Here is a 26,027-nt window from a genome sequence, read left to right as displayed (position 1 = left end):
GCGCCCCCCGGACGCGGTGCTCACGTGGTGCCCCCGCCGGGCCGGCCGGGCGGCGACCCCACGGCGCCGGACGCGAACAGCGCAGCGACGCGCCCGTCGTCGTACCCCAGACCGGCCAGCACCGCCGCACCGTGCTCGCCCGGCGCAGGGGCGGCGGGCGGCAGCGGGGTCGCGCTCCGGCTGAACCGCGGGGTCGGAACCGGCTGTGGCAGGTCGGTGCCCGGTACCGGGGCGTACGCCGCGCGGGCCGCGGCGTGCGGGTGGCGGGCGGCCTCGTCGAGGTCCAGCACCGGGGTCAGGCACGTCTCCCGGCCCGCGGCCGCCGCCGTCCACTCGTCCCGGGTGCGGCGCGCGAAGGCCGCGGTGAGGGCCGCGCGCAGCGCGGGCCAGCGAGCGCGGTCCTTGTGCGCGGCCACGAGCGCGGGATCGTCCACACCGAGCACCTCCAGCGCGGTGCGGAAGAACCGCTCCTCGATGGCGCCGAAGGCCATCCACCGACCGTCGGCACAGGTGTAGACGTCGTAGTACGGGCAGCCGGTGTCGAGCAGGTTGGTGCCACGTTCGGTCGACCACCGCCCCTGGGCGCGCAGGCCGTGCACCAGGCCGAGCAGGGTGGCCGTCGACTCCAGCACGTTGGCGTCCACGACCTGACCGCGGCCCGACGTGCGGGCCTCGAGGAGGGCGCAGACCACCCCGAAGGCCAGCGAGGCCGCCCCGCCCCCGAAGTCGCCGACGAGGTTCAGCGGGGGCACGGGGCGCTCCCCGGCGCGACCGATGCTGTGGAGGGCGCCCGTCATGCCGATGTAGTTGACGTCGTGGCCGACGACGTCGGCGAGCGGACCGTCCTGGCCCCAGGCCGAGAGCCGACCGTAGACGAGCCGCCGGTTCGCGGCCAGGCACACGTCGGGACCGAACCCGAGCCGCTCCGCGACCCCGGGCCGGTAGCTCTCGACGAGGACGTCGGCGCCGCGCACCAGGTCGAGCAGGACGGCGAGCCCCTCGGCCCGCTTGAGGTCGAGCGCGATCGAGCGCCGGCCCCGTTCGATCACCGGGTTCGGGGTGTAGTCGGCCCCCGGACCGCCGACACGGTCGACCCGGACCACGTCCGCGCCCATGTCGGCCAGCAGCATGACGCTGAAGGGGCCGGGGCCGATGCCGGCGAGCTCGACCACCCGCACGCCGGCGAGCGGCCCGCTCCCGGTGGCCTCCGCCGCGTCCTCACGCACCGGCGACCTCCTCCGCGTCGGTCTCCGCGCGGAGCCGCTCGCGCAGCACCGCCTTCGCCACCTTGTCGAGCGTGGAGCGCGGCAGCTCGTCCACCACCCTGATCTCACGTGGGCGCTTGAAGTCGGTGAGCAGCTCCCCGCAGCGGGCGTGGGCCCCCTCGAGGTCGAGGTGCTCCCCGGGACGGGCGGTCACGAAGGCGACCGGCACCTCCCCGAGCATCCGGTCGGGCCGGCCGACCACGGCGACCTCGTGCACACCGGGCACGGCGCGCAGCACGCGCTCGACCTCGGGAGCCCCGATGTTCTCCCCGCCGACCTTCAGCACGTCCTTGTCGCGCTCGACGAACCACCAGTCGCCGCGCTCGTCGAGCCGGACCCGGTCGCCCGTGCGGAACCAGCCGTCGGGGGTGAACGCGGCCGCGGTCGCCCGCGGGTCGCCGAGGTACTCGGCGAACAACGAGACGCCCCGCACGCCCCGTATCTCGAGCTCGCCCGCCCCGCCCGCGGCGACCTGTCGCCCGTCGGGATCGACGAGACGTACGCCGTAACCGGCGGCCGGGCGACCCATGGAGCCCGGGGGACCCGGGAGGTGGAGGTCGCTCACGAGCGGGTGCGACACCGTCTCGGTCATGCCGAACCAGCCGATCGCGCCCACGCCCCCGGTGGCCGGGCCCGGCTCCACGACAGCACTGCTCCCCCACCCCCGGAACCGGTGGTGATCGGGCACCTCGTGCGTCTGGAGGGCCCGCAGGCAGAAGGAGACCACCGACGACCACGTCGCGCCGTGGCGCACGGCGGTGGGCCAGAAGCGGCTCGCGGAGAACCGCGGCTGCAGCACCAGCTCGCCGCCGGAGGCGAGGGAGGACAAGAAGGAGTAGGAGAGCGCGTTGGTGTGGAACAGGGGCAGGTGCACGAGGTTCACGTCCCCCGGCCCCAGGCCCTGGTGGGCGGCGCCGACCTGTCCGGCCCACAGGCAGCTCGCCTGGGTCCACACGACGGCCTTCGGGCGGGCTGTCGTTCCGGAGGTGTACTGGATGCTCGCGGGGGCCGCGGCGTCGGCGCCGCGGGGGTACGCCGGGGCGTCGTCGCGGAGCAGCGCCTCGAACGTCTCGGCCCCCGGGCCGCAGCGCGCACCGTCGACCACGAGCCGGGCGGAGGGCGCGGCCGTCGCGACGTCCTCCGCTCGGTCGGGCGTCGTGAGCACCCCGACCGCCTCGCAGTGCCCGAGGGCGTAGGCCAGCTCGTCGGTGCTCAGCCGGGGGTTGAGGCAGACCGCGACCGCGCCGAGCGAGACGAGCGCGGTCCAGGCCACGAGGAACGTCGGGGCGTTCGGGAGCACCAGGGCGAAGTGGTCGCCGGGACGCACGCCGCGGGCGGCGAGCGAACGGGCCACCCGGTCGACGTCGGTCGCGAACTCGCGGCGCGTCCAGGTGCGGGGGTCGCCCTCGAACGGCGCCCACCGGAGGAAGACCCGGTCGGGCGTGCGGTGCGCCCAGGCGCTGACGAGCCAGCCGACGTCACGGCCCAGCGCGGCCGGGACCGGTGCGGCGCCGCTCACGGCGCCGGCCACTGCAGGTGCTTGACGGTGAAGAACTCGGCGAATCCGTCCTCCCCCATCTCGGAGCCGATGCCCGACTGCTTCGCACCGACCCAGGGCACGTCGGGCCGGGCACCGCCACCGCCGTTGACCGCGACGGTGCCCGTCTCGAGCCGGGCCGCCACGGCGAGGGCCTCCTCGTGCTCGCCCCAGACGAGCGCGTTGAGGCCGTAGCGGCTGTTGTTCGCGATCGCGACCGCCTCGTCGACGGTGTCGTAGGCGAGCAGGACGGCGACCGGGGCGAAGAGCTCCTCCTGGCAGATCTCGTCGTCCGCGTCGACCCCGGTCACGAGCGTGGGGAGCAGGAACCACCCGTCGAGGCCAGCGGGGCGCCCGCCACCGGTGAGGACGCGGGCGCCGCGTGCGACGGCCCGCTCGAGGTGGCCCTCGACCCGGTCGCGGTGCTCGGCGGAGATCAGGGGGCCGACCTCGGTCGCCACGTCGTGCGGGTCCCCCACCGGCACCTGCCCCTCGAGGAAGGCGACCGCCGCCGCGGTGAAGGCCTCGACGTCGTCGCGGTGCACGAGGATGCGCGTGGTGGCCCCGCAGCCCTGCCCGGCGTTCCGGCAGAAGCGCAGCATCGACGGCCCGACCGCGCGCGCGAGGTCGGCTCCGGGCAGCACCACCGTCGGCGACTTCCCGCCCAGCTCGAGCACGACCTTGGTGCTCGTCGCCGCCGCCGCCCGCATCACCTCGGCGCCCACCGCGTTCGAGCCGGTGAACGTCACCAGGTCGACGTCGGTGTGGGCGCTCAGGACCGCGCCGACCTCGCCGCCGCCCGTCACCAGGTTGAGCACGCCGGGCGGGACCCCGGCCTCCTCGGCGAGCCGCACCAGGGCGACGGTGCACAGCGTGCCGCGCGGGGAGGGCAGCAGCACCACGGAGCAGCCGGCGGCCAGTGCCGGCCCGACCTTCCAGGCCACCATGTTGATCGGGTAGTTGTACGGCGTGATCGCGGCGACGACCCCGATCGGCTCGCGCAGCAGGACGCTCTCGGCCCGCACGGGGTGCTCCAGGGGCGGCAGCTCCTCGCGGTAGCCCCCGCGCGGGCCCGCCTCGGCCCGGTCGGCGGCCCAGGCGAGGTTCACGGCGGGGGTCGCGGTCTGCAGGCTGCGGGCGAGCGTCACCGGCGACCCCACCTCTGCGACGACCAGCCGCGCCAGCTCCTCGCGGTGCTCCTCCACCAGGCCGGCGAGCCGGCGCAGCACGGCAGCCCGCTCGACGGGCGGCCGGGCGCGCCACGTGCCGGCGTCGAACGTGCGCCGAGCCGCGGCGACCGCCGCCTCCGTCTGCGTCGCGTCCGAGCCGGTCCAGCGGGCCAGCTCGGTGGCGGTGGCGGGGTCGGTGCTGGTGAAGGAGGCCCCCCGTCCCTCGTGCCAGGACCCGTCGACGTACGTCGTGCGGGTGACGTCGGGCAGCACCACGGCGGGCGGCGCGGCGTGAGCGGTCATGGGTCTCTCCTCGGGGTGCCGGTCGGCGGCTGTCGCCCGCCGCTCAGGCGGGATCGGGCAGGTCGATGTCGAGCACGAGGGACTGGAACGCCTTGCCGTGCGGGTCGGCCCGCAGCGTCATCGACACCCCCCCGCCGAGCGCGCGGTCGAGGACGAAGTTGAGGCCGTGGACGAGCGGCAGCTCGTAGCGGGTGACCTCGCCCCCGACGAGCGCACCGAAGTGCGCACGCACCCGCTCGGCCGTCAGGTGCTCGACGAGGAGCGGGTAGTGCGCGGCGTCGTAGACGAAGACGCACACGTTGCTGACGTCGCCCTTGTCCCCCGACCGACTGGCGGCGATCTCGCGGAGCTTCACGCGACCCCCACCTCCGTCGTGACGGGCACCAGCTCGCGGGGCACGTACGCCGGGGTGACACCGAGGGCGGGCACGACCGAGCTGGTGTTGCCCCCGCCCCCGGCGGGCCCGAAGTAGAGCAGCTCCGTCTCGTGCGCCGCCACGCGTGCGACGTCGTACGAGGTCGTGCGCACGGCGAGACGCAGGCGCACCTCTGTCGGGTAGCCGCCGGGCATCCGGTCACCGAACAGGGAGTCGACGCCCTGGAGGTCGACGCGCAGGGCGTCGATCTCACCGGCGTACGGCTCGAGCCGACGTCGGAGCACCTCCTCGGCGCGACGCGCACGCTCGACACAGCCGGGCCCGCCGTACGACATCTCACCCGTGGCCCGCCAGCCCTGGTCGACGCCGACCAGGACCTTCAGCGTGGCCGGCCGCTCGTGGCCGCGGGCACCGGTGACCCGCACCCGGTCGTCGCCGAGGTCGGTGACCTCGAGCCCCGTGAAGTCGGCGGTCACGTCCGGGGTCAGGTAGGCCGCCGGGTCGTGGATCTCGTAGTAGAGCTGGGTCTTCGTGGTCATGGCGTCGACCAGCCCGCCCGTGCCGGGCAGCTTCGTGACCACCACCGAACCGTCCTGGACCTCCCCGATCGGGAAGCCGAGGTCGTGGGGGTCGGGCACGACCCGGTACGGCGGGTCCTCGTAGTTGCCACCGGTGGAGTGCACGCCGCACTCCAGGAGGTGCCCGACCATCGTGGCGTGGCCGACGCGGTCCCAGTCGTCCAGGTCCCAGCCGAGCTCGTGGCAGACCGGCCCGACGAACAGCGAGGGGTCGGCCAGCCGACCACCGAGCACCACCTGTGCGTCCTCCCGCAGGCACCCGACGATGCCGTCGGCGCCGAGGTAGGCGTTCGCCGAGACGACCCGGTCGCCGAGAGCACGCACCGTCGTGCCCAGCTCGGGGAGCTCGGCGTCGATCTCGTGCACCAGGTCGCGCACGTCGTCGCCGTGGACGACGCCGATCCGCACCCCGGGCACGCCGACCTCGCGCAACGCCCGGGCGAAGTCGTCCCGGGCGGCGTCGGGGTTGGCCGCCCCGAAGTTGCCCACGACCTTCCCCCCGGCCGTGAGGTAGTCACGCAGCAGCGGGACCAACCGGCCGATGCGCCGGTCCTGGCCGGCTGACGGGTCCTCGCGCCTGCGCACCTGCGCCAGCGCCATGGTGCGTTCGGCGAGACAGTCGAAGCCGAGGTAGGACACCCGTCCGCTCGCCGCCATGGCGGCGACGGAGTCGAGGCGGTCGTCGGCGTAGGCCGACCCCGAGCCGAGGCGCAGGACCGCCGGGGCAGCCGGGCGCTCCACGCTCAATCGACCTCGATCGCCAGCTCCGGACAGCTGTCCGCCGCGAGCTGGGCGTCGTCCGCGCGGTCGTCGGGGACGAGCTCGTCCTTGACGTACGCGTTCCCGTCCTCCTCCCGCGCGAAGAAGAGGTCGGGAGCGCTGATGCGGCACAGGCCGTGGCCCTGGCAGCGGTCGTCGTCGACCTTCACGTGCATGGGGTTCCTCCTCGCAAGGGGTCGCCGGGAGCGGCGACCTGGTCCGTCCTGGGCGTGTCCGTCCTGGGTGTGACGCAGTTGACACGACGCCTATCGAGTATAACCATGATCACATTCGTGGGAACCCCTGATCGCAGACGCGATCCGAACACCCGAGAGTGAAGGACCAACGATGACCGAGACTGCCGACCGCAGCCCCGTGGTCGAGTTCGACCACAACTCCGACGCGCACTCGGACGACCCCGCCGGTTCCTACCGCCGGCTGCGCACGGAGCACCCGGTCGCGTGGACGGAGGCGCACGGCGGCTACTGGGTGCTGTCCGGCTACGACGCGGTCTTCGAGGCCGCGCGCGACGACTACACGTTCTCGTCGGCCCGGAACTCCTACGGCGGCGAGGGCCTGTCGGTGGTCATCCCGAAGACACCCGCGCCGTTCCACATCCCGATCGAGGTCGACCCGCCCGAGTTCAAGAAGTGGCGCAAGCTGATCAACCCGATCACGGCACCGGCGGCCGTGGAGCGCATGGAGCAGCTGGTCCAGCACTACGTGACGGCCTTCATCGACGACATCATCGAGGTCGGCGAGTGCGACATGACCTCCGTCATCGGCGTGCCCGCCATCGTGACGGTCGACTGGCTCGGCCTGCCCATCGAGCACTGGCGCACGTACGCCTCCGCCTTCCACGCCCTCCTCGTCGCGGTGCCCGGGACCGAGGAGTTCGACCGTGCGGTGACGCAGGACCTGCCCATGCTGGAGGAGATCACCCGCAAGGTGATCGCCGACCGCACGGCCGACCCGAAGGACGACATCATCAGCTACCTCGTGCAGCAGGAGGTCGACGGACGCCGCGTCACCTCCGACGAGGTCTTCGCGATGGTGGACCTGCTGCTCTCCGGCGGGGTCGGGACCACCGCGTCGCTCGTCAGCAACACGGTGGTCTGGCTCTACCAGCACCCGGACGTGCGCCAGGACCTCATCGACCACCCCGAGAAGCTGGAGCGTGCGCTCGAGGAGTTCCTCCGCTACTTCTCGCCCACCCAGGCGCTGGCGCGCACCGTGACCACCGACGTCGAGTTCCAGGGTGCGGACATGAAGGAGGGTGACCGCGTGCTCATCGCGTGGTCCTCGGCCAACCGCGACGCCCAGCAGTTCGACGACCCGGACGAGATCGACATCGAGCGCTGGCCGAACCGGCACACCGCGTTCGGCATCGGCGCGCACCGCTGCGCCGGGTCCAACCTCGGACGCGCGATGGCGAAGGAGCTGCTCTCGCAGTTCCTCACCCGGATGGGCGACTACGTCGTCGACCTCGACCAGCTCGAGCGCTACCCCCACCAGGGCACGAACACCGGGTGGCAGCGGATCCCCGCGACCTTCACCCCCGGCCCGCGCCTGCTGGGCACCGACGCCGCGCCCGGCCGGTGAGCGGGGAGCAGCCGTGAGCACGCCGGGACCCGCCCGGCCCCGCGAGCACCACGACGTCGTCGTCCTCGGCACCGGCGCGGCGGGCCTCACCGCCGCCCTCGCCGCGGCCCACACGGGCGCCACCGTCGGCCTCTTCGAGAAGGGCCCGAAGGTGGGCGGCACGACGGCGTTGTCCAGCGCGGTCGTGTGGCTGCCCGACAACCGGTACGCCCGCGCCGCCGGGGTGGCCGACTCCCGCGAGGACGCGCTGGCCTACCTGTCCTCGCTCTCCCACGGCCTGATCTCGCCCGCGCTCGCCGAGGCCTTCGTCGACACCGTCGGGGAGATGTGCGACTGGCTCGAGGGATCCACCCCGGTGCGCCTGCAGCTCGTGGCCGGGTTCCCCGACTACCACCCCGAGCACCCGGGCGGGAAGCCCGGCGGCGGCCGCTCGGTCGAGCCGGCGCTCTTCTCCTTCGACAGCGTGCCGGGCTGGGCCGGCCGCGTCGTGGGCACCCCTCGCCGCATGAACGTCTCCGACACCCCGACCGGCGGCGGCACCGGCGTCCTCGCCCCCGACGAGCTCGCCCGGCGCGAGGCCGCCGGACTCGAGGGGCTCGGTCGAGCGCTCGTCGGCGGTCTGCTGGCCGGATGCCTGGAGCACGGCGTGGAACCGGTCACCGACCAGCGGGCGACCCGGCTGCTCACCACCGACGGCCGCGTCACGGGCGTCGAGCTGACCTCCGCGGACGGCGAGGTGCGCACGGTCGGGGCGGGCGCCGTGGTGCTGGCCACCGGAGGCTTCGAGCAGGACGCCGAGCTCGTCCGCGCCTTCCTGCGCGGCCCGATGACCGCCCCCGCAGGGGTGCCCACCAACACCGGGGACGGACTGCGCATGGCCATGCGCCTCGGCGCGAGCCTGGGCATGATGCGCGAGGCGTGGTGGGTGCCCGTCGTACGTCTGCCGGGAGAACGCGCCGACGGCGGCGAGAACGTGTTCCTCGTGCTGCGCGAGCGCACCCTCCCCCGCTCGATCGTCGTCAACGACCAGGGCCGCCGCTTCACCAACGAGGCCGCGAACTACAACGCGCTGGGCGGCGCGTTCCACGCCTTCGACCCCACGCGGTTCCGCTACGCCAACCAGCCGGCGTACCTGGTCTTCGACGCCGGGTTCGCCGAGACCTACGGTTGCTTCGGAGGCGCCCCGGGGGCGCCGGTGCCCGACTTCGTCACCCGCGCCGACACCCTGGCGGAGCTGGCGGCGGCCATCGACGTGCCGCCGGACGCGCTGGAGGCGACCGTCGCGCGCTGGAACGCGATGGTGGCCGCCGGCCACGACGACGACTTCGGCCGGGGCGACAGCGCGTACGACGGGTGGTGCGGCGACCGCTCCCGCTACCCCGGACGCGCGGCGACGCTGGGCCCGCTCGAGCGCGGTCCCTTCCACGCCGTCGAGCTGCTGAGCTCGACGCTCGGCACCAAGGGCGGCCCTCGCACGGACGTCGACGGCGCCGTCCTCGACGTCGACGGTGTCCCCGTCCCCGGTCTGTACGCCGCCGGCAACGTCATGTCCGCCCCGACCGGGATGGTCTACGGCGGTGCCGGCGGAACCCTCGGGCCCGCGATGGTCTTCGGTTACCGCGCCGGCCGGGCGGCCGCACGCGTGCCGGTCACCTGAGCGCGGCCCCCGATCCCGAAGGAGCACCATGGAGAGCACGCTGGACCCCTCCGCGGCCACGGTCGTCGTCGTCGGAGCGGGGCTCGCCGCCCTGCGCACGTGCGAGCGGCTCCGCGCGGCCGGGCACCACGGACCGTTGGTGGTGCTCGGCGAGGAGGCGCACCCGCCGTACAACCGCCCGCCCCTGTCGAAGGAGGTGCTGCGCGGGACCGCCGACCTCGACCGCCTGCCGTTCCGCCAGCGCCCCGCCACGCAGGAGGGGGTCGACTGGCGGCTCGGCGAGCGCGTCGTCGCCGTCGACCTCGACGCCCGCACCGTGACCACGGACGGCGGGGACGTCGTCGGGTACGACGGTCTCGTGGTCGCCACCGGCGTGCGTGCCCGTGCCCTCGACCTGCCCGGCGACCCGCGCTGGCGCCACCGGATCCGCACCGTCGAGGACGCCCGCAGGCTCGCGCCCGAGCTGCGGCGGGGCACCCGCGTGGTCGTCGTCGGGGGCGGGTTCATCGGCTGCGAGGTGGCGGCCACCGCCACCACGCTGGGCTGCGACGTGACGATCGTCGAGCCGCTGGCAGCCCCCCTGCAGCGGCCGCTGGGCGGCCTCGTCGCCCGGGAGGTGCAGCGACGCCACGAGGCGCACGGTGTGCGCTTCGCCCTGGGCCGCACGGTCAGTGCGCTGGAGGACGCCGGGGAGCACCTCGAGGTGGTCCTGGACAACGGGGCCCGGGTCCCCACCGACGTGGTCGTCGAGGCCGTCGGCTCGCAGGCCAACGTGGAGGCGTTGGCCGGGACCGGTCTCGACCTCACCGACGGCGTGCTGTGCGACGCCGATCTCCACCCCCTTCGGGGCGGCGAGCCCGTGCCCCAGGTCGTCGTCGTCGGTGACGTCGCCCGGTTCCCGGTGGCGGGGTACGGCGACCGGTCCCTGCGGGTGGAGCACTGGACGATGCCGACGGACATGGCCGCCCACGCGGCCGCGAGCCTGCTCGCGGGCCTCGCCGGTACCCGCCCGACGGAGCGGCTCGCACCGCTGCCCACCTTCTGGAGCGAGCAGTACGGCGTACGCCTCCAGTCGTTCGGCGTCCCCCACCTCGGCCTGGACGACGTGCGGGTGCTGGAGGGCGACCTGACCGACGAGGCGGCGGTCGGCTACCACGACGCGGACGGCGTCCTGCTCGGCGTGGTGCTCCTCGGGATGGGAAAGCGGATGCTGGAGTTCCGCACCGCGGTGACGCAGGCCCGCGCGGCCCGCGCCCTCGAGCCGGCCGGGTGAGCGAGGCGCCGGTCCCCGTCCCGCCGTCCGCGGCACGGACGGGCGCGCCCCGGCCCTCGCACCTGCCCGTCGGTGTCGTGGTGGCGATGGTCGCCGTCATCGGGCTCAACCTGCGCGCCAGCATGGGCGCGCTGCCCCCGCTCGTCGACGCGATCGACCGCGACCTCGGTCTGTCGAGCACGGCCGCGGGCCTGCTCACCTCCGTCGCCGTCGCCTTCATGGGTCTCTCGGCCCCGCTCGGGCAGCGGCTGGGTGTGCGGATCGGCGCCGAGCTCGCCACCGGCGTCCTCATGCTGCTGCTCGCCGTCGCCGGGCTCGTGCGCGTGCTCCCGCTGAGCACCCCCCTGCTGTTCCTCAGCGCCGCGGTCGCGGGCGGGGCGATGGGGGGCTGCTCCGCACTCATGCCCTCCCTCATCGCCCACCACGTCCCGCGCATCCGCGGGCTGACGACGGGTGTCTACTCCACCGGCCTCGCCCTCGGCGTCGCCGTGGCGGCAGGAACGGCCGTGCCGCTGGAGCACCTGCTCGGCGGGTGGCGCCCCGCGCTGGCCTTCTGGGGCGCGGTGAGCGCGGCGACAGCCGCCGCCTGGCTGCTGCTGACCCCCGCGCTGCGCGGGCCCCGTCCCGACGCCGGCGCCCCCGCCGTCGTGGTCGACCACCGGATGCCGTGGCGGTCGTCGACCGCGTGGTGGGTCACGCTCTTCACGACCTCGCAGATGATCGTCGGCTTCAGCGGGCTCGCGTGGATCACGCCCCTCTACGTCAGCCACGGCCTGGGGGCCCAGGAGGCGGCGAACCTGTTCGTGCTCTTCCAGGTCGTGCAGGTCGTCACCATGCTGACCCTGCCGGCCCTGGCCGACCACACCCTCGACCGGCGCCCCCTGCTCGGGCTGGTGGTCGCCTCGACCGTCGTGGGCATCTCCCTGCTGCTCGTCGACCCCGTCGGACTCGCCGTGCCGACCATGGCGCTGTTCGGCATGGGGGTCGGCGGTGGCTCCGCCCTCGGGCTCGTGCTCATCACCGACGTCACCCACACCCAGGCCGACGCGGCGCGCCTGGGGGCCATGGTCGTGCTCGTGGCCTACCTCGCCGGTGCCCTCGGACCCCTCGTGCTGGGGGTGCTGCGCGACCTCACCGGCGGCTTCGCCGCGGGGTACGGCGTGATGCTCGCCCTGTCCGTGGTCGTGCTCGGCGCGGTCGCGGCGTACCGGCCCGGCCGCTCCGTGTGACCCCCGCTCCTCCGCGGCCGCGTCCCGACGCGGACGCACCGCGGCCCCGGGCCGTCGGGACGACGGCGCGGGGCCGGGCGGGCTGCTGGATGACGCTCAGAGGTAGTCGTGCAACCAGGCGCTGCCGGTCTCGGAGTAGAGCGCCTCGGGCCAGTCCGCGGGCCGCTGGTCGCCGTAGGCCCGCACGCTGTTGCGGTCGCCCAGCTCCGAGAGCTCGGCGACGGGCAGGTAGTACATGTAGCTCATCAGCCGCGAGGCGAACTGCCAGCGCCCGTCGTTGCGCACGTACTCGTCCTTGTAGCGCAGCGCCACCTGCATGGCGACGCCGTTGCGGCTCACCTCCGCGTGGCTCGCGAGCAGGCCCCGCGCCCGGTCGGGGTCGTCCCCGAAGCGCACGACGTGGCCGTGGGAGAAGTGGTTGGTCGGACCGAGCGCCGAGAACCGCCCGAGGTACGTCTCGACGATGTCCTCGATGCCGTCGGCGGCGAACACGCCGTCCTGCGAGCGCAGGGCGGCGTCGGGCGCGAAGATCTGGCGGATGCCCCGTTCGTCGCGCTCGTCCATCACGTAGCCGTAGAGGACGCCGAGCTCCTGGATCTCGGCACGGTCCTGCAGGCGCTGGAGCCGCTGCTCGGTGGTGGTGGTGGTCGGGTCGGTCACGGTGATACCTCCTGGGTCGGGACGGCCGCGGCGCGTCGCGCACCGCGGGTCGTGCGGGAGCGCTGCCAACGGGCCAGGCCCAGCGCGACCGAGACCACCACGGTGGTCAGCAGCGTCGTGAGCACGGCCATCGCCGCGAGGGGCGGGTAGGTGCCGGTGTTGTAGCGGTCGAGGATCACGAAGCCGGCGACCGGGTTGCCCGTGCCGGCCAGCAGGGCTGCGACGGTGACGTCGCCCGCCACCAGCACGAAGAGGAACGCCCAGCCGGAGGTCAGGCCGGGCAGCATCAGCGGCAGCTGCACCCGGGTGAAGGTGCGGCCCTCCGAAACACCGAAGACGGCCCCGGCCTCGCGCAGCTGCGGGCCCACCTGCAGGTACGCCGAGGTGGCGTTGACGACGGCGTGCGGGAAGAAGATGGCGGTGTACGCGATCACGAGGAGCAGGGTCGTGCCGCCGATGCGGAACGGCTCGCCGACGAACGCCGCGATGAAGGCGAGCGCGAGCACCAGGATCGGCACGGCGGCGGGGATGCGGGTGACCGCCTCCACGACGCCCGTCCACCGCGACGTCTCCCCGTGCGTCATGCGGGCCACGACGGCGGCCAGGGTCATGCCGATCGTGGCGCAGGCGACACCGACGAGCACGCTGTTGCGCAGCGCGGTGGTGACCAGGTCGTTCGACAGCAGCTCGGTGTAGTTGTCGAACGTGAGGTCGCCCCACGGGATCGATGCCGTCCAGAAGCGCTCGAGCGAGACGACCACCAGGGCGACGATCGGCAGGACGCTGGCGCCCAGGAGGTAGAGCAGCATCAGGGCGCGCGCGACGTGGCGGAAGGGACCGAGCCGGGTGGGCTGGGAGTTCAGGCCCTTCCCGCCCACGGTCGCGTGCCCCGTGGAGCGCACGAAGCGGCGCTGCAGGAGCCAGGCGATCGTCACCATCAGCAGGAGCAGCAGGCCGTGTCCGAGCGCCTTGGCCTCGTCGGCGGGGAACGAGCGCGTCATGGCCTCGACCACCTCGACCGACAGCACGTCGACGCCCGCCTGGGTACCGATGACGACCGGCGTGGAGAAGAGCGCGAAGCCGATGGCCATGACGATGAGGAGGGCGCCGCCGACGGAGGGCCCGAGGCTCGGCAGCGTGACCCGGCGGAAGGTCTCGAGCGGCCCGGCCCCCGAGATGCGCGCCGCCTCCTCCGCCACCGGGTCGAGGTTGCGGAACCCCGCCGCCAGGGTCAGGTAGGCGAACGGCACGAGGTCGAGCACGTAGACGAAGAACAGACCCTGCCAGGTGAAGATGTCGAGCGGGCCGTCGACGTCGGCCCCCAGGAGCCCGAAGAAGCCCTCGATGGCGCCGTTCAGCAGGCCCGCGCTCGGGGCGGCCAGGAACACCCAGCCGATCGCTCCCGCGACCGGGGGGATGAACATCGGGAGGATGGGGGTGACGTCGGCCAGGACCCCGATGCGGGCGTCGGTGCGCTCGTTGACCCAGGCCAGCAGCGCCGCCAGGAGCAGGGCCACCACACCCGCCGGTACGACGAGCATCACCGTCGTGCGCAGCGTCGCCAGCGCCGGTCCGCTGGTGGCCTCCGCCCAGACGTCGCCGGCCATCGACGGGTCGTCGCCGAGGCCGAACACGTCGCCGAGGATGGTGAGGACCGGGTAGAGGATGACGACGCAGACGAGCGCGCAGACCGCCCAGCCGAGCACCTTGAAGCCGTCGGGGCGCCGCCGGGGCCGGCCCGTGCCGGCGGGCGACGGGGACGGGGCCGGGCGCTCCAGGGTGGGAGCGGTCATCACGGCACCAGGTGCAGGTCGGTCGGGTCGATCGTGAGCGCGAGCTCGTGGCCGGGAGCCAGGAGCGCCGAGCCCTGGGGCCGGACCCGGAGGGTCACGTCACCCACGTCGACGAGGTACTGCGTCGCCGCACCCAGGTAGGCGCTGTCGCGCACCGTGCCGTGCACGGCGTTGCGACCGGTCTCCCCCGTGGGCCCCCCGGCGGCCAGCCGCCAGTCCTCGGCCCGGAGGACGACACCCACCTCGGCCCCCGTGCTCGGCGCCCCACCGGGCACGGCGACCACGAGGTCGCCGATCGTGGAGCGCACGCGCACCTGCCCTTCCCCGGCCGGGCCCAGCACGGTGGCCTCCACGACGTCGGCGGTGCCGACGAAGTCCGCGACGTACCGGGAGACCGGGGTCCGGTAGAGCTGGCGGGGGGCGCCCGCCTGCTCGATGCGCCCCTTCCTCAGCACCACCAGCGTGTCGGCGAGCTCCATCGCCTCCTCCTGGTCGTGCGTGACGTAGACGGCCGTGAAGCCCAGCTCGCGCTGGAGCGCGTGGATCTCCTGGCGCAGCTGCACGCGCACCTTTGCGTCGACGTTCGACAAGGGCTCGTCGAAGAGCACGACGTCGCTGCCGAAGGCGATCGCCCGCGCCAGCGCGACGCGCTGCTGCTGCCCGCCGCTGAGCGCGGAGATCGGCTGACCGCCGAGCTCGGCGATGTCCACGGTGGCGAGCGCCTTCGCCACCCGGTCGCGCACCTCCTGCTTGGAGAACGAGCCGCGCGCCCGTCGGGTCGTCATGGGGAACGCGACGTTCCGCTCCACGCTCATGTGGGGCCACAGGGCGTAGGACTGGAACACCATGCCGAGACGCCGGTCCTGCGGCGTGAGGGAGAGACGGCGCGCGGAGTCGTAGAAGGAGCGGCCGCCCACGGCGATCGATCCCGACCCGGGTTGCTCGAGCCCGGCGATGCAGCGCAGCAGCGTCGTCTTGCCGCACCCGCTGGGGCCGAGGAGGACGCAGAACGTGCCCGCCTCCACCTCGAGGTCGATGCCGTCGATCGCCGGGACCCGGGTGCCGTCGTTGCGGGTGTAGGTCTTCTGCAGGTCGCGGATCTCGATGCGCCCGCCCGGGGTGCCGTCGTCGGTGCGTCGGCGACCTCGCGCGGGGCGCGTGTCGGTGACCGTCATGGGTGTCTCCTCGTCCACGGGCGGGGGACCGGGCGGGTGCCGGTCAGAACCCCAGCAGCTCGTCGATGGTGTCCTGGTTCTCGGTCACGTCCGACTCGGCCACCTCGGTGTAGCCCGACGGCAGCTCCATGGCGCCGGGGACGCCCTCGAGCACGGAGGCGGCGATGCCGGCGGTCACCTTCTCCTGACCCTCCATGCTCAGCAGGTAGTCGAGGAACAGTCGCGCGGCGTTCGGGTGCTCGGCCTCCTCGACGACACCGGCGTACTGGTTGACGCCGCTGGTGTCCTCCGGGATGACCAGCGCCAGCGGAGCCCCCTCGTCGATGAGCGGCTGCACGACCGCCTTGAGGGAGGGGATCACGACGTCGGCCTCACCGGCGACGACCTGCTGCGTGCCCGGCACGAGGCTGTCGACGACGATCGGGTCGAGCTCGCCCAGGCCCGAGAGGTAGTCCTCGCCGAGGGTCTGCATGAGGAACAGGTACTCCGCCGAGTAGGCGACCACCGCGGTGTCGCCCATCATCAGCCGGCCGTCCAGGCGCTCGTCGAGCACGTCCTCCCAGCCCTCGGGCTGGACCGGGCTCGTCTCGGTGTTGTAGGCGATGCCCAGCGGCTGCACGTTGATGAGGGCGTAGGTGTCGTCGTAGAGGAACTCCTCGGGCCAGTCGGCCAGGGAGGCGACGGTGTCGTCGTCGACCTCGGCGAACCAGCCCTGGCTGACGGCTTCCTCCCAGAAACCCTGGCTCGCGATGTTCAGCACGTCGGCCTGCGGGTCGCCGGCCTGCGCCTCGCCCGCGAAGCGGCTGCCGAGCTGGCTCGAGACGCTGCGGATGAAGTTGACCTCGATGCCGTACTTCTCCTCGAAGCCGGTCGCGACGCTCTCGATGAGGGCCTCGGGCAGGTCGGAGTACCAGTCGAGCTGGCCCTCCTCCTTGGCGGCCTCGACCAGCGCGTCGGCGTCGCCGGAGACGACCTCGGCCTGCTCGTCGGAGCCGCCGCAACCGGCGAGCACCAGGCTCAGGGCGGACACGGCGGCGAGTGCGGGAACGCGGTTCATCGGAGGCTGACCTCGGCTTTCCTCGGGGGAGGCGCCCGGCACGACGTGGCGCGGAGCCCTGCGTGCCGTGACGCGAATCACTGGAAAGCAGCATAATGATACGCAGAGATTTGTCCAGGGTGGGCCCGCTCCGTGGACGCCGGCGCCGCCGGAGCGCCCCCGGGCCCCGCCCGCGCAGCCCTCAACCCGTGGCGAGCAGCGCGGCCAGCGACAGCGGGTCACGGCCGGTGAGGGCGCGCACGGCGTCGGTGGTGCGGGCGAGCTCGCCCGACGCGATCGCCGTGTACGTCGAGACCCAGGCGTCCTCCTGCCAGCGCGGGGCGTCCCAGGGGCGGCGGGAGGCGTAGGCCTCCTCGAGGGTCTCGTCGTGGAAGGTCACCGGGCGGCCCGTGGCGGCGGCGATCCGGGCGGCGACCTCGGTCAGGGTGAGCGCCTCGGGGCCGGTGAGCTCGTGGGTGCGGCCGACGTGGTCGTCGGGGGCGAGCAGCACCGCCACCGCGGCACGGGCGACGTCCGCACGGGCGACGGCGGCGACGCGGCCGTCCCCGGCGGGACCGCGCAGCACGTCGTCCTCCCCGACGAAGAGGGGGAACACGTCGAGGTAGAAGCTGTCGCGCAGGAACGTGGTGGCCAGGCCGCTGGCCCGCAGGTGCTCCTCGGTCGCGAAGTGGTCGCGCCCGAGCGTGAAGGTGCAGTCGGGCGCGGCGGCGGCGAACGAGGTGTAGACGACGTGCCGCACGCCGGCGGCCACGGCGGCGTCGACGAACCCGCGGTGCACGTCGACGCGGTCCTCGGTCTCCGAGGCCGACACCATGAACAGCGTCTCGACGCCCTCGAGCGCCGCGACCGCCCCGTCGGGGTCGGCGTAGTCGCAGCGGACCGCCGTGGCGCCGGGGAGCTCGGGCGCCCGCTCGGGGGACCGGGCGAGGAGGCACTGCTCGACGCCGCGCGCCGCCAGGTCCCGGGCGACCAGGCCACCCAGGGCACCGGTCACCCCCGTCACGGCGATCGGCGACGGGGTCACGACGTCCTCCGGGGATCGGCGGGCAGGGGTTCGACATGAAGGGGTTCGACAGGCAGGGGTCCGGCGGACCGAACGCTACCCCCGCTCGCCGCCCTCGGGGGCGAGGTGGCGCAGCTCGGCGCGGTAGGCGCCGTACGCCGCCCGCAGGGCCGGGGCCGGCCACCCGGGCGGCAGGAGCGCCGCCGGCAGCAGGGGGTCCGTCGCGACGTGGCGCACGAGCGCCGCGGCCGCCGCCAGCCGTTCCGCCGGCGCCCCGGCCCGCTCGAGGTCGGCGAGCGCGGCGCTGCCCCGCGCCGCCCACCCCTCGAGGTCCCACAGCCGCCGCGCGAGCACCTCGGGGTCACCCACCGGCCGCGCGACGAGCGCCTCGACCACCGAGGACGTGGCGTAGGACGCCGCCCGCCGCAGGTTCGCGGGGCGCATCCAGACGCCCTCGCGCAGCTCGGCGAGCCGATGCTCGGCCAGGTCCTGGCGCAGCGCCGCCCGCTCGTCGGCGGGGCGGCCCGCGACGACGACGACGGCGGTCTCCCAGGTCCCGTCCCAGGGGCGCTCGGCGTCGGTGACGGCCTCCTCCTGGCGACGCTGACGGGCGGCGAGCCGGTCGCCCAGCGCGTACGTCGCATCGGGGTCGCGCCGCAGGTCGCCCGCCGCGACGGCCCGCGTCAGGGCCACCCGCATCGTCGCGGGCGGCACGCCTACCGCACCGCCCATGCGGACGAGCGCGGCCGCCCCGAGCCGCTCGGGGTGCGCCCCCAGCGCCAGGCTCAGCGCCACGGAGCGGGCGCTCAGGGTCGGGGGCGGCGGCACCGGGCCATCATGCCCCGTTACGCCTCTGGACACAGTCGTCGCGCGAAGCGTAACGTCGGGCCATGGCCGCCACCCACGACGTCGTCAACCAGGTCCCGCCGCTGACCGGGCACGACACCGCCCACGACCCCGCCCTCCTCGAGGGGCTCGAGCGCGAGGGCGCGGGGTGGGCGCGCGACGAGGTGCACGCCCTCGGCCGCCTCGCCGGGTCGGCGGAGGCGCAGGAGTGGGGCCGGCTCGCCGAGCGGGTGCCGCCGCGCCTGCACACGCACGACCGCTACGGCCACCGGGTCGACGAGGTGGAGTACGTGCCGGCGTACCACCGCCTCATGGAGACCGCCGTCGGCCACGGGCTGCACGGCGCGCCGTGGGCCGACGACCGCCCGGGCGCCCACGTGGCGCGGGCGGCGAAGTTCCTGGTGTGGTCGGTCGACGCCGGCCACGGCTGCCCGATCTCGATGACGTACGCCGTGGTGCCCGCGCTGCGCGCGAACCCCGAGCTGGCCGCGCGCTTCGAGCCGCTGCTCACGAGCCGCGCGTACGACCCGGTGCTGCGCGAGCCCACCACGAAGCGCGGGCTCACCGCCGGCATGTCGATGACCGAGAAGCAGGGCGGCTCGGACGTGCGGGCCGGCACGACCCGGGCGCTGCCCCAGCCCGACGGCTCCTACCGGCTGGTGGGCCACAAGTGGTTCACCTCGGCGCCGATGTCGGACCTCTTCCTCACCCTCGCCCAGGCGCCCGGCGGCCTGTCCTGCTTCCTGCTCCCCCGCGTGCTGCCCGACGGCGAGCGGAACGCGCTGCGGTTCCAGCGCCTGAAGGACAAGCTCGGCAACCGCTCCAACGCGTCGTCGGAGATCGAGTACGACGGGGCCACCGGCTGGCTCGTCGGCGCGGAGGGCCGCGGGGTGCGCACCATCGTCGAGATGGTCAACATGACCCGCCTCGACTGCGTGCTCGGCTCGGCGGCGGGCATGCGCACCGCGCTCGTCGCCGCCGCCCACCACGCCCGCCACCGCCACGCCTTCGGCCGGGCGCTCGTCGACCAGCCGCTCATGCGCAACGTGCTGGCCGACCTCGCGATCGAGTCGGAGGCCGCCACCACCGCGGCCCTGCGGCTCGCGGGGGCCAACGACCGCGCCGTGCGGGGCGACGAGGGCGAGGCGGCGCTGCGCCGCATCGCGCTCGCCGTGACCAAGTACGCCGTGTGCAAGCGCGCCCCGATGGCGGCCGGCGAGGCGATGGAGTGCCTCGGCGGCAACGGGTACGTCGAGGACTTCGACCTCGCCCGCACCTACCGCGAGCTGCCGCTGCTCTCGATCTGGGAGGGCTCGGGCAACGTCGCCGCGCTCGACGCGCTGCGCGCCCTGGCCCGCGAGCCGCACACCCTGGACGCCTTCCTCGCCGAGGCCGAGCGGGCCACCGGTGCCGACCGCCGGTACGACGACGCCCTGGCCGCCCTGAAGAAGGAGCTGACGTCGTTCGACGACATCGAGCTGCGCGCCCGCCGCGTGGTGGAGCGGATGGCGTTCGTCTTCCAGGGCGCCCAGCTCGTGCGGCACGCCCCGCACGCGGTGGCCGACGCCTTCTGCGCGACGCGGCTCGCCGGCGACTGGGGAAGCGCGTTCGGCACCCTGCCGCCGGGCCTCGACCTCGACCCCGTGCTCGAGCGCACCGCCTCGGGGCTGTGAGCCGCCCGTCCGGGTGACATCTCCCCGCTTCCGACGACAGACGTCCCCGGGCGGCCCTAGCATCCCGGCATGCACACCCTCCCCCGGCGCCGGCAGTCGTTCCTCGGCGCCGCCCTCCTGGTGCTCGCGACCCTCGTCGCGTCCACGCTCCCCGCCACGACGACCGCGTCCGCGGCCGCCGCTGCCGCAGCCCCCGGGCGCGTCCTCCACGTGTCCCCGACCGGGCGCGACTCCAACAACGGCTCCGCGGGCGCGCCGTGGCAGCACCTCGACACGGCGATGGGCCGCCTGACGGCCGGGGACACCCTCCTCGTCGCCCCGGGCACGTACGGCGACGGCAACGGCGACGGCGTCATCCGCCCGCGCCTGCAGGCCGGCACGCCCGAGCAGCGCATCACCGTCAAGGCGACCGGCCCCGACGTCTTCCTGTCGGTGCCGCTGGGCATCGACAACGCGGCGTACTGGACGTTCGACGGGCTCAACGTCGGCGGCAACGGGGTGGTGGCCACCGGGAGCCGGCCGCAGTACCTCGTGAAGATGCTCGGCGGGACGGGCTGGGTGTTCCGCAACGCCGAGATCTGCTGCTACGGCACCTACGGCCTCGTGCGCATCCACGGCAAGCCGGTCGACTGGACCTTCAGCCACAACCTCGTCTACTCGAACCGCGGGCGGGGCCAGGGCAGCGACCAGGACCACATCATGTACATCGAGACCGACCGCGGAGCCGGTCCGGGCTACATCGAGCGCAACATCCTGGCGGGCGCCTCGAACGGCGCGAACATCAAGCTCGGCCGCGACCGGCAGGACAACCCGGACGGCGGCCCGACCGGGGTGACCATCCGGCGCAACACCCTGGTCGGCGCGTTCAACAACGTGCGCCTCGCCTTCGACACGACCGCGGCCCTCATCGAGGACAACATCACCCTCGGGGCCACGCTCAACTGGCCCAACGGGCCGGCCGCCGTGCAGCCCTACTGCCTCGACGGGCGCGGCAACGTCACGAGGAACGACCTCTGGTGGGGGCCGCCGACCGTCCGCCACACCGACCCCATCCGGGGCACCTACTGCACCTACCGCGGCCAGTGGGTCGACCAGGGCGGCCACGTCAAGCGCGACCCCCGCATCGGCGTCGCACCGTCCGGCACCTACAACCAGACGCGGCTGCGCTCGCTGCGCCCGGAGCAGTTCGTGCCCGGCGACGCGATCGCCCGCGGCTACGGCCGCTTCAGCCAGTTCGACCAGGTGCTCGCCGGGGACTGGGACGGCGACGGCGTCGACACCCCCGCCGGCGTGCTGGGCAACCGGGTGCACCTCACCGACCAGGCGACCGACGCCGGCACCTCGGGCGTCGCCCCGGGCGCGGGCGAGGCGGAGCGCATCCTCACCTTCGGCCGCGACGGGTGGCAGTTCGTCGCCGGCGACTGGAACGGCGACGGCATCGACGAGATCGGCGCCTACGACCCCGCCACGTCCACGCTGCACCAGCGCTTCACCGCGAACCGCACGGTGGCGGTGAGGTTCGGCAGCACCTCCCGTCGCTACCAGGCCTACGTCGGCGACTGGAACGGCGACCGCATCGACGACCTCGGGCTCCTCGACCTGACCGACAAGACGTTCCACCTGCGCAACAGCGCCACCCGCACCACGAGCTTCAAGTTCGGGTCGGGGCGCATCGCCTACCAGGCGGTCGCGGGCGACTGGAACGGTGACGGCCGCGACGAGCTGGGCCTGTGGCAGCCGAGCACCCGCACCTTCCACCTGCGGGCCTGCTCGGAGGTGAACTGCACCGGGGCGACCACCAGCTTCCCCGTCGGCAGCGCCTCGAGCGCGCCCTTCTACCAGCCGGTCGTGGGGCGCTGGGACCGCTCCTCGGGTCCGGGCCACACCGTGGGCGTGGTGCTCTGGAACACCTGGAGCCGGGCCCGGGGCAACGACACGACGAGCGGCTTCTGGCCGACCCGCAGCTACGACGGCTGACGCACCGCGCCGCACGTCCCGTCGTACGACGAGGGCCGCTCCCCGACCGGGGAGCGGCCCTCGCTGGTCGTACGGCGGTACGGCGGGGCGTGGGGCAGGCCTCAGAAGACGGGCTTGCCGCCCGTCACGCCGAGCACCGTCCCCGATACGTAGCTGGCGTCGGCCGGCGATGCCAGGAACACGAACGCGGGGGCGACCTCGGCCGGCTGGCCGGCGCGGCCCAGCGGGGTGTCCGACCCGAACTGCTCGATCTTCTCCACCGGCTGGGTCGCGGGCTGCAGCGGCGTCCAGATCGGGCCCGGCGCCACCGCGTTGACCCGGATGCCGTCCTCGCCCAGCTCGGCGGCCAGGTTCACCGTGAGGTTGTTGATCGCCGCCTTCGTGGAGGCGTAGTCGAGCAGGCTCGTCGACGGGTCGAACGCCTGGATGGAGGAGTTGTTGATGATGCTGCCGCCCCGCTCGCGCAGGTGCGGGACCGCGGCGCGCACCATCCAGAACAGCGCGTAGAGGTTGGTCTTCAGCGTGCGGTCCAGCAGCTCGTCGTCCAGGTTGAGGATGCCGGCGCCGCGGGCCATCTGGAAGCCGGCGTTGTTGACGAGCACGTCGAGCCGGCCGAGCTCGGACACCGTCCGCTCGACCACCGCGTCGCACGTCGCCGAGTCGCGCAGGTCGGCCTCGATGGCGAGGGCGCGCCGACCGGCGGCCTCGATCAGCTCGACGGTCTGCCGGGCGTCCTGCTCCTCGGCGGCCAGGTAGGTGAACGCCACGTCCGCGCCCTCCCGGGCGTACGCCAGCGCCACTGCGCGGCCGATGCCCGAGTCGCCGCCGGTGACGAGACCGACCAGGCCCTCGAGCCGGCCGTGCCCGACGTACGACTCCTCGCCGTGGTCGGGCCGGGGCTCCATCTCGTCGGTGAGGCCGGGGGGCTCCTGCTGCTGGGCGGGGTAACCGTCTGCCATGTCGTTGCTCCTCCCCGACGCCCGGGGGCGTCGGTCGTCTGCTCCGTCCGCGACCGGTACCCCGGCCGCTCCGACACCACCCGCGGGACCCGGCCGGGGCGGGCCCCCCGCCCGAGCGGGCGGCGGCATGACGCCGGGGAGCGCCGGGTACCTGGCTCCTCGTGGACGCCGTACTGATGATCGACATGCAGCAGGGGTACTTCAGCGACCCGGACCTCGAGGAGCAGCGGCCGGCCCTGGTCGACGCCTGCTCGCGCCTCGTGCGTGGCGCGCTCGACGCCGGGGCGCTGGTGGTGGAGGTCGTCACCGTGCACGAGCACGACCGGAGCACCTGGGCCCGCAACATGCTGGAGGACGACAAGCCGTTCCTGCTGCGCGGCTCCGAGGAGGCGGCCCGGCTGCCGGGCCTGCCCGAGGTGGGCCCCCCGAACGGGGTGGTGCTGGAGAAGACGCGGGACAGCGCCTTCCACCGCACCGACCTGGTGGACCTGCTCCACGAGCGCGGCATCGACCGGCTGCTGCTCTGCGGGATCTCGACGGAGTCCTGCATCGGGGCGACCGCCCTGGACGCCTACTCCCACGACTTCGAGACGGTGCTCGTCGCCGACGCGATCGCGTCGCCGTCGCAGGACAGCCACGTGCGGACGCTCGACCACCTCGGTCGCAGCTACCGCCAGCCCGGGGTGGGCGTCGCCGACGTGCTGCCGACGCTCACGGGGGCCTGAAGCGGGTCGGACCCGGCTCCGCACGGACTACGCGCCGGAGCGGTACCCACCTGCGGCGCGTCTAGCCCCACCGACTCACCAGGTGGGAACTTCTTGATCGATTCGCGTCGGGACTGGTCCAGACCGCCCGGATGGGTCTAGGTTCATCTGGTGGTGGTGCCACCAGCACCTCCACTCGTTCTTTCCAGCTCAAGCCGCGGGCTGGCCAGGCACTCGAGGCTCAGGACCCACGATGCCCAACGAAGAACTGTCCCCCACCGCCCCCGTCACGAGTGCCCGTCAGAGCGAGCGTGAGCAGCGGCGCGCGGCGACCGCAGCCAGCCTCGAGGCCGCCGGGCGCGCCACCGACCAGGCCGAGCGCGATGCTGCGCTCCGCGAGCTGGTCGTCGCCAACATGGGTGTCGCCCGTTCCCTGGCCGCCCGCCAGCGCAACCGCGGCATCCCGATCGAGGACCTCGAGCAGGTCGCGTACCTCGCCCTGGTCCGGGCCGCCGACGGCTTCGACGTCACGCAGGGCAAGGACTTCCTGACGTACGCCGTCCCCTGCATCCGCGGCGAGCTGCGTCGTCACTTCCGCGACCACGGCTGGATGGTCCGCCCGCCCCGTCAGGTGCAGGAGAACCAGTCGGCCGTCATCCGGGCCCGTGACCGCCTCACCGGCGACCACGGCGAGAACGTGCCCGCGGCGGTCATCGCCCGCGAGCTCGAGATCGAGGTCGACGTCGTCGAGCAGGCGCTCGCGGCCGAGGGCTGCTTCCGGCCGGTCTCCCTCGACGCCCCGCTGCCCACCGGTGTGGGCACGCGGCACGAGGAGACGGTGGTCGACCCGGCCGCCGAGCAGGAGCTCATCGAGGCCCGGGAGACGCTGCGCCCCGCGCTGCGCCAGCTGGGCGAGCGGGAGCGGCGCATCCTCATGCTGCGCTACTTCCACGACCGCACCCAGCAGGAGATCGCCGACGAGCTGGGCATCACCCAGACGCAGGTGTCCCGGCTCCTCGCCGGCATCCTGCGCCAGCTCCGCGAGGTCGTGGGTGCGCCTGCGGCCACCCAGCGCCGCGCCTCCTGAGCGACGCTCACCAGCACCGAGGACGAAGGGGCGGGACCGGATCACCGGTCCCGCCCCTTCGTCGTCTGCGTCAGGGCTGGAAGACGACCTTGATCATCCCGTCCTGCTTGTCGCGGAATGCCTTGTAGGCCTCCGGCGCCTCGCTCAGGGGCAGGTGGTGGGTGGCGAAGCCCTCCGTGCCCAGCGGGTCGTCGTCGGTGAGCAGCTCGAGGATGTCGTCGGACCAGCGGTGCACGTTCGCCTGGCCCATCCGCAGCTCGATCTGCTTGTCGAAGATCTGCATGAGCGGCAGCGGGTTGACGGCTCCGCCGTACACGCCCGAGATGGAGATCGTGCCGCCACGGCGCACCGTCTCGATGGCGGTGTTGATGACCACCAGCCGGTCGACGGCGGCCCGCTTCATCAGCGGCTCCGCGACGACGTCCGGCAGCAGCTTGACCGCCTTCTGCGCCAGCTCGGCGGCGGGCGAGCCGTGCGCCTCCATGCCGACGGCGTCGATGACGGCGTCGGGACCGCGACCGTCGGTCATCTCCCGCAGCGTCGCGGCCAGCTCGGCCGGCGGCTGCTCCTCGACCACCTCGGCGCCCCAGGCGGCGGCGCGCTGGCGCCGGTCCTCCTCGGGCTCGGAGACGATCACGCGGATGCCGCGGCGCGCGGCGATGCGGGCCGCCATCGCGCCGATCGGGCCGCCACCGATGATGAGGACGCTCTCGCCCTCGCCGACCCCGGCGTACTCGACGGCCTGCCACGCGGTGGGCAGCACGTCGCTGAGGAAGAGGAAGCGGTCGTCCGGCGGGCCGTGCGGCACCTTGATGGGCAGCGTGTCGCCGAACGGCACGCGCAGCAGCTCCGCCTGGCCACCGGGAACCTGGCCGTAGAGCTTGCTGTAGCCGAACAGGCTCGCGCCCGTCCCCTGGTCACGGTTCTGGGTGGTCTCGCACTGGCTGTGGAGGCCGCGGCTGCACATCCAGCACGTGCCGCAGCTGACGTTGAACGGTACGACGACCCGGTCGCCCGGCACGAGCGTCTCCACGCCGGGGCCCACCTGCTCGACGATGCCCATGGGCTCGTGGCCCACGACGTCACCCGGGGTCATGAACGGGCCGAGCGGCTCGTAGAGGTGCAGGTCCGACCCGCACAGCCCCGTCGAGGTGATCCGCACGATCACGTCGCCGGGATCCTGGATGGTCGGGTCGGGGACTTCCTGCACCCGCATGTCCTGCGAGCCCTGCCACGTCACTGCCTTCACGTTCACTCCTCGGGTGGTCGGTGGGCGGACCGATGCCGGTACCCAGCGCCCCCCGGCTGCACCCACCCGCCGGGGCCCGCGCCCGCGTATGCGGCC

At 74.2% G+C, this 26,027-nt stretch carries 22 protein-coding genes; 8 read left to right on the top strand and 14 right to left on the bottom strand.

Annotated elements, in window-relative coordinates; translation table 11 throughout:
* Positions 1-20: 20 nt before the first annotated feature.
* The 6 genes from ACOACO_RS06365 to ACOACO_RS06340 are packed head-to-tail and all read right to left on the bottom strand — an operon-like array spanning position 21 to position 6,163.
* A complete protein-coding gene (locus ACOACO_RS06365; RefSeq protein WP_420295400.1) occupies positions 21-1,226 on the bottom strand; it encodes a CaiB/BaiF CoA transferase family protein in 1,206 nt (401 codons plus the stop codon).
* The gene (locus ACOACO_RS06360; protein ID WP_420295399.1) at positions 1,219-2,784 is read right to left on the bottom strand and encodes an AMP-binding protein; all 1,566 of its coding nucleotides are present in this window, start codon (positions 2,782-2,784) and stop codon (positions 1,219-1,221) included. The genes ACOACO_RS06365 and ACOACO_RS06360 overlap by 8 nt, the downstream gene beginning before the upstream one ends.
* Positions 2,781-4,274, bottom strand: coding sequence for an aldehyde dehydrogenase family protein (locus ACOACO_RS06355; RefSeq protein WP_420295398.1), 1,494 nt, complete (start codon positions 4,272-4,274; stop codon positions 2,781-2,783). The genes ACOACO_RS06360 and ACOACO_RS06355 overlap by 4 nt, the downstream gene beginning before the upstream one ends.
* A gap of 43 nt (positions 4,275-4,317) precedes the next feature.
* Positions 4,318-4,629: an AtuA-related protein gene (locus ACOACO_RS06350; protein ID WP_420295397.1), complete on the bottom strand. Its 312-nt coding sequence runs from the start codon at positions 4,627-4,629 to the stop codon at positions 4,318-4,320.
* Positions 4,626-5,969: an acyclic terpene utilization AtuA family protein gene (locus tag ACOACO_RS06345; RefSeq protein WP_420295396.1), complete on the bottom strand. Its 1,344-nt coding sequence runs from the start codon at positions 5,967-5,969 to the stop codon at positions 4,626-4,628. The genes ACOACO_RS06350 and ACOACO_RS06345 overlap by 4 nt, the downstream gene beginning before the upstream one ends.
* Positions 5,970-5,971: 2 nt before the next feature.
* Positions 5,972-6,163, bottom strand: coding sequence for a ferredoxin (locus ACOACO_RS06340; RefSeq protein ID WP_420295395.1), 192 nt, complete (start codon positions 6,161-6,163; stop codon positions 5,972-5,974).
* Between the two features lie 172 nt (positions 6,164-6,335).
* On the opposite strand from ACOACO_RS06340, the gene ACOACO_RS06335 reads away from it, so the two are divergent.
* Genes ACOACO_RS06335 through ACOACO_RS06320 form a run of 4 tightly spaced genes read left to right on the top strand, consistent with a single transcriptional unit; the run spans position 6,336 to position 11,748 of the window.
* Entirely contained in the window at positions 6,336-7,589 is a 1,254-nt protein-coding gene (locus tag ACOACO_RS06335) for a cytochrome P450 (protein WP_420295394.1), read from the top strand.
* A 13-nt stretch (positions 7,590-7,602) separates the two neighbouring features.
* Complete coding sequence (locus tag ACOACO_RS06330; RefSeq protein WP_420295393.1) at positions 7,603-9,246, top strand: FAD-dependent oxidoreductase; 1,644 nt, start codon at positions 7,603-7,605, stop codon at positions 9,244-9,246.
* Positions 9,247-9,274: 28 nt separating this feature from the next.
* Complete coding sequence (locus ACOACO_RS06325) at positions 9,275-10,519, top strand: NAD(P)/FAD-dependent oxidoreductase (RefSeq protein ID WP_420295392.1); 1,245 nt, start codon at positions 9,275-9,277, stop codon at positions 10,517-10,519.
* Positions 10,516-11,748 (top strand): CynX/NimT family MFS transporter, encoded by a 1,233-nt coding sequence (locus ACOACO_RS06320; RefSeq protein WP_420295391.1) that lies wholly within the window; start codon positions 10,516-10,518, stop codon positions 11,746-11,748. Before ACOACO_RS06325 ends, ACOACO_RS06320 begins: the two co-directional genes overlap by 4 nt.
* 96 nt (positions 11,749-11,844) lie before the next feature.
* Here ACOACO_RS06320 and ACOACO_RS06315 read toward each other — a convergent pair whose 3' ends face one another.
* The 6 genes from ACOACO_RS06315 to ACOACO_RS06290 form a co-directional block, all read right to left on the bottom strand.
* Entirely contained in the window at positions 11,845-12,408 is a 564-nt protein-coding gene (locus ACOACO_RS06315; protein ID WP_420295390.1) for a nuclear transport factor 2 family protein, read from the bottom strand.
* Positions 12,405-14,201: an ABC transporter permease gene (locus ACOACO_RS06310; protein ID WP_420295389.1), complete on the bottom strand. Its 1,797-nt coding sequence runs from the start codon at positions 14,199-14,201 to the stop codon at positions 12,405-12,407. Before ACOACO_RS06310 ends, ACOACO_RS06315 begins: the two co-directional genes overlap by 4 nt.
* Positions 14,201-15,376 (bottom strand): ABC transporter ATP-binding protein, encoded by a 1,176-nt coding sequence (locus tag ACOACO_RS06305; protein WP_420295388.1) that lies wholly within the window; start codon positions 15,374-15,376, stop codon positions 14,201-14,203. The genes ACOACO_RS06310 and ACOACO_RS06305 overlap by 1 nt, the downstream gene beginning before the upstream one ends.
* A gap of 43 nt (positions 15,377-15,419) precedes the next feature.
* Positions 15,420-16,406, bottom strand: a complete 987-nt coding sequence (locus ACOACO_RS06300; RefSeq protein ID WP_420295387.1) for an ABC transporter substrate-binding protein — start codon at positions 16,404-16,406, stop codon at positions 15,420-15,422.
* A gap of 208 nt (positions 16,407-16,614) precedes the next feature.
* Positions 16,615-17,457: an SDR family oxidoreductase gene (locus ACOACO_RS06295; protein WP_420295386.1), complete on the bottom strand. Its 843-nt coding sequence runs from the start codon at positions 17,455-17,457 to the stop codon at positions 16,615-16,617.
* Positions 17,458-17,532: 75 nt separating this feature from the next.
* Positions 17,533-18,264 carry a PaaX family transcriptional regulator C-terminal domain-containing protein gene (locus tag ACOACO_RS06290; RefSeq protein WP_420295385.1) on the bottom strand — a complete coding sequence of 244 codons (732 nt, stop codon included), beginning with the start codon at positions 18,262-18,264 and terminating at the stop codon, positions 17,533-17,535.
* Positions 18,265-18,326: 62 nt separating this feature from the next.
* Between ACOACO_RS06290 and ACOACO_RS06285 the strand changes: the two genes are divergently transcribed.
* Positions 18,327-19,955 carry an acyl-CoA dehydrogenase family protein gene (locus tag ACOACO_RS06285; protein ID WP_420295384.1) on the top strand — a complete coding sequence of 543 codons (1,629 nt, stop codon included), beginning with the start codon at positions 18,327-18,329 and terminating at the stop codon, positions 19,953-19,955.
* 69 nt (positions 19,956-20,024) lie between these two features.
* The gene (locus ACOACO_RS06280) at positions 20,025-21,932 is read left to right on the top strand and encodes a hypothetical protein (RefSeq protein ID WP_420295383.1); all 1,908 of its coding nucleotides are present in this window, start codon (positions 20,025-20,027) and stop codon (positions 21,930-21,932) included.
* 101 nt (positions 21,933-22,033) lie between these two features.
* Here the strand turns inward: ACOACO_RS06280 and ACOACO_RS06275 are convergent, their stop codons facing one another.
* Complete coding sequence (locus tag ACOACO_RS06275) at positions 22,034-22,891, bottom strand: SDR family oxidoreductase (RefSeq protein WP_420295382.1); 858 nt, start codon at positions 22,889-22,891, stop codon at positions 22,034-22,036.
* A gap of 161 nt (positions 22,892-23,052) precedes the next feature.
* Here ACOACO_RS06275 and ACOACO_RS06270 point away from each other — a divergent pair, with 161 nt between their 5' ends.
* Complete coding sequence (locus ACOACO_RS06270) at positions 23,053-23,616, top strand: cysteine hydrolase family protein (protein ID WP_420295381.1); 564 nt, start codon at positions 23,053-23,055, stop codon at positions 23,614-23,616.
* 232 nt (positions 23,617-23,848) lie between these two features.
* Positions 23,849-24,682, top strand: coding sequence for a sigma-70 family RNA polymerase sigma factor (locus ACOACO_RS06265; RefSeq protein ID WP_420295380.1), 834 nt, complete (start codon positions 23,849-23,851; stop codon positions 24,680-24,682).
* A 70-nt stretch (positions 24,683-24,752) separates the two neighbouring features.
* On the opposite strand, the gene ACOACO_RS06260 is transcribed toward ACOACO_RS06265, so the two are convergent.
* Positions 24,753-25,931 carry an alcohol dehydrogenase catalytic domain-containing protein gene (locus tag ACOACO_RS06260; RefSeq protein ID WP_420295379.1) on the bottom strand — a complete coding sequence of 393 codons (1,179 nt, stop codon included), beginning with the start codon at positions 25,929-25,931 and terminating at the stop codon, positions 24,753-24,755.
* Positions 25,932-26,027 lie beyond the last annotated feature (96 nt).

It is taken from the genome of Nocardioides sp. CPCC 205120 (genome assembly GCF_048654585.1).
In the GTDB taxonomy this organism is placed as follows: Bacteria; Actinomycetota; Actinomycetes; order Propionibacteriales; family Nocardioidaceae; genus Nocardioides.
The sequence above is the reverse complement of the archived record's forward strand: the minus strand, read 5'-3'. Positions and strand labels throughout refer to the sequence as shown.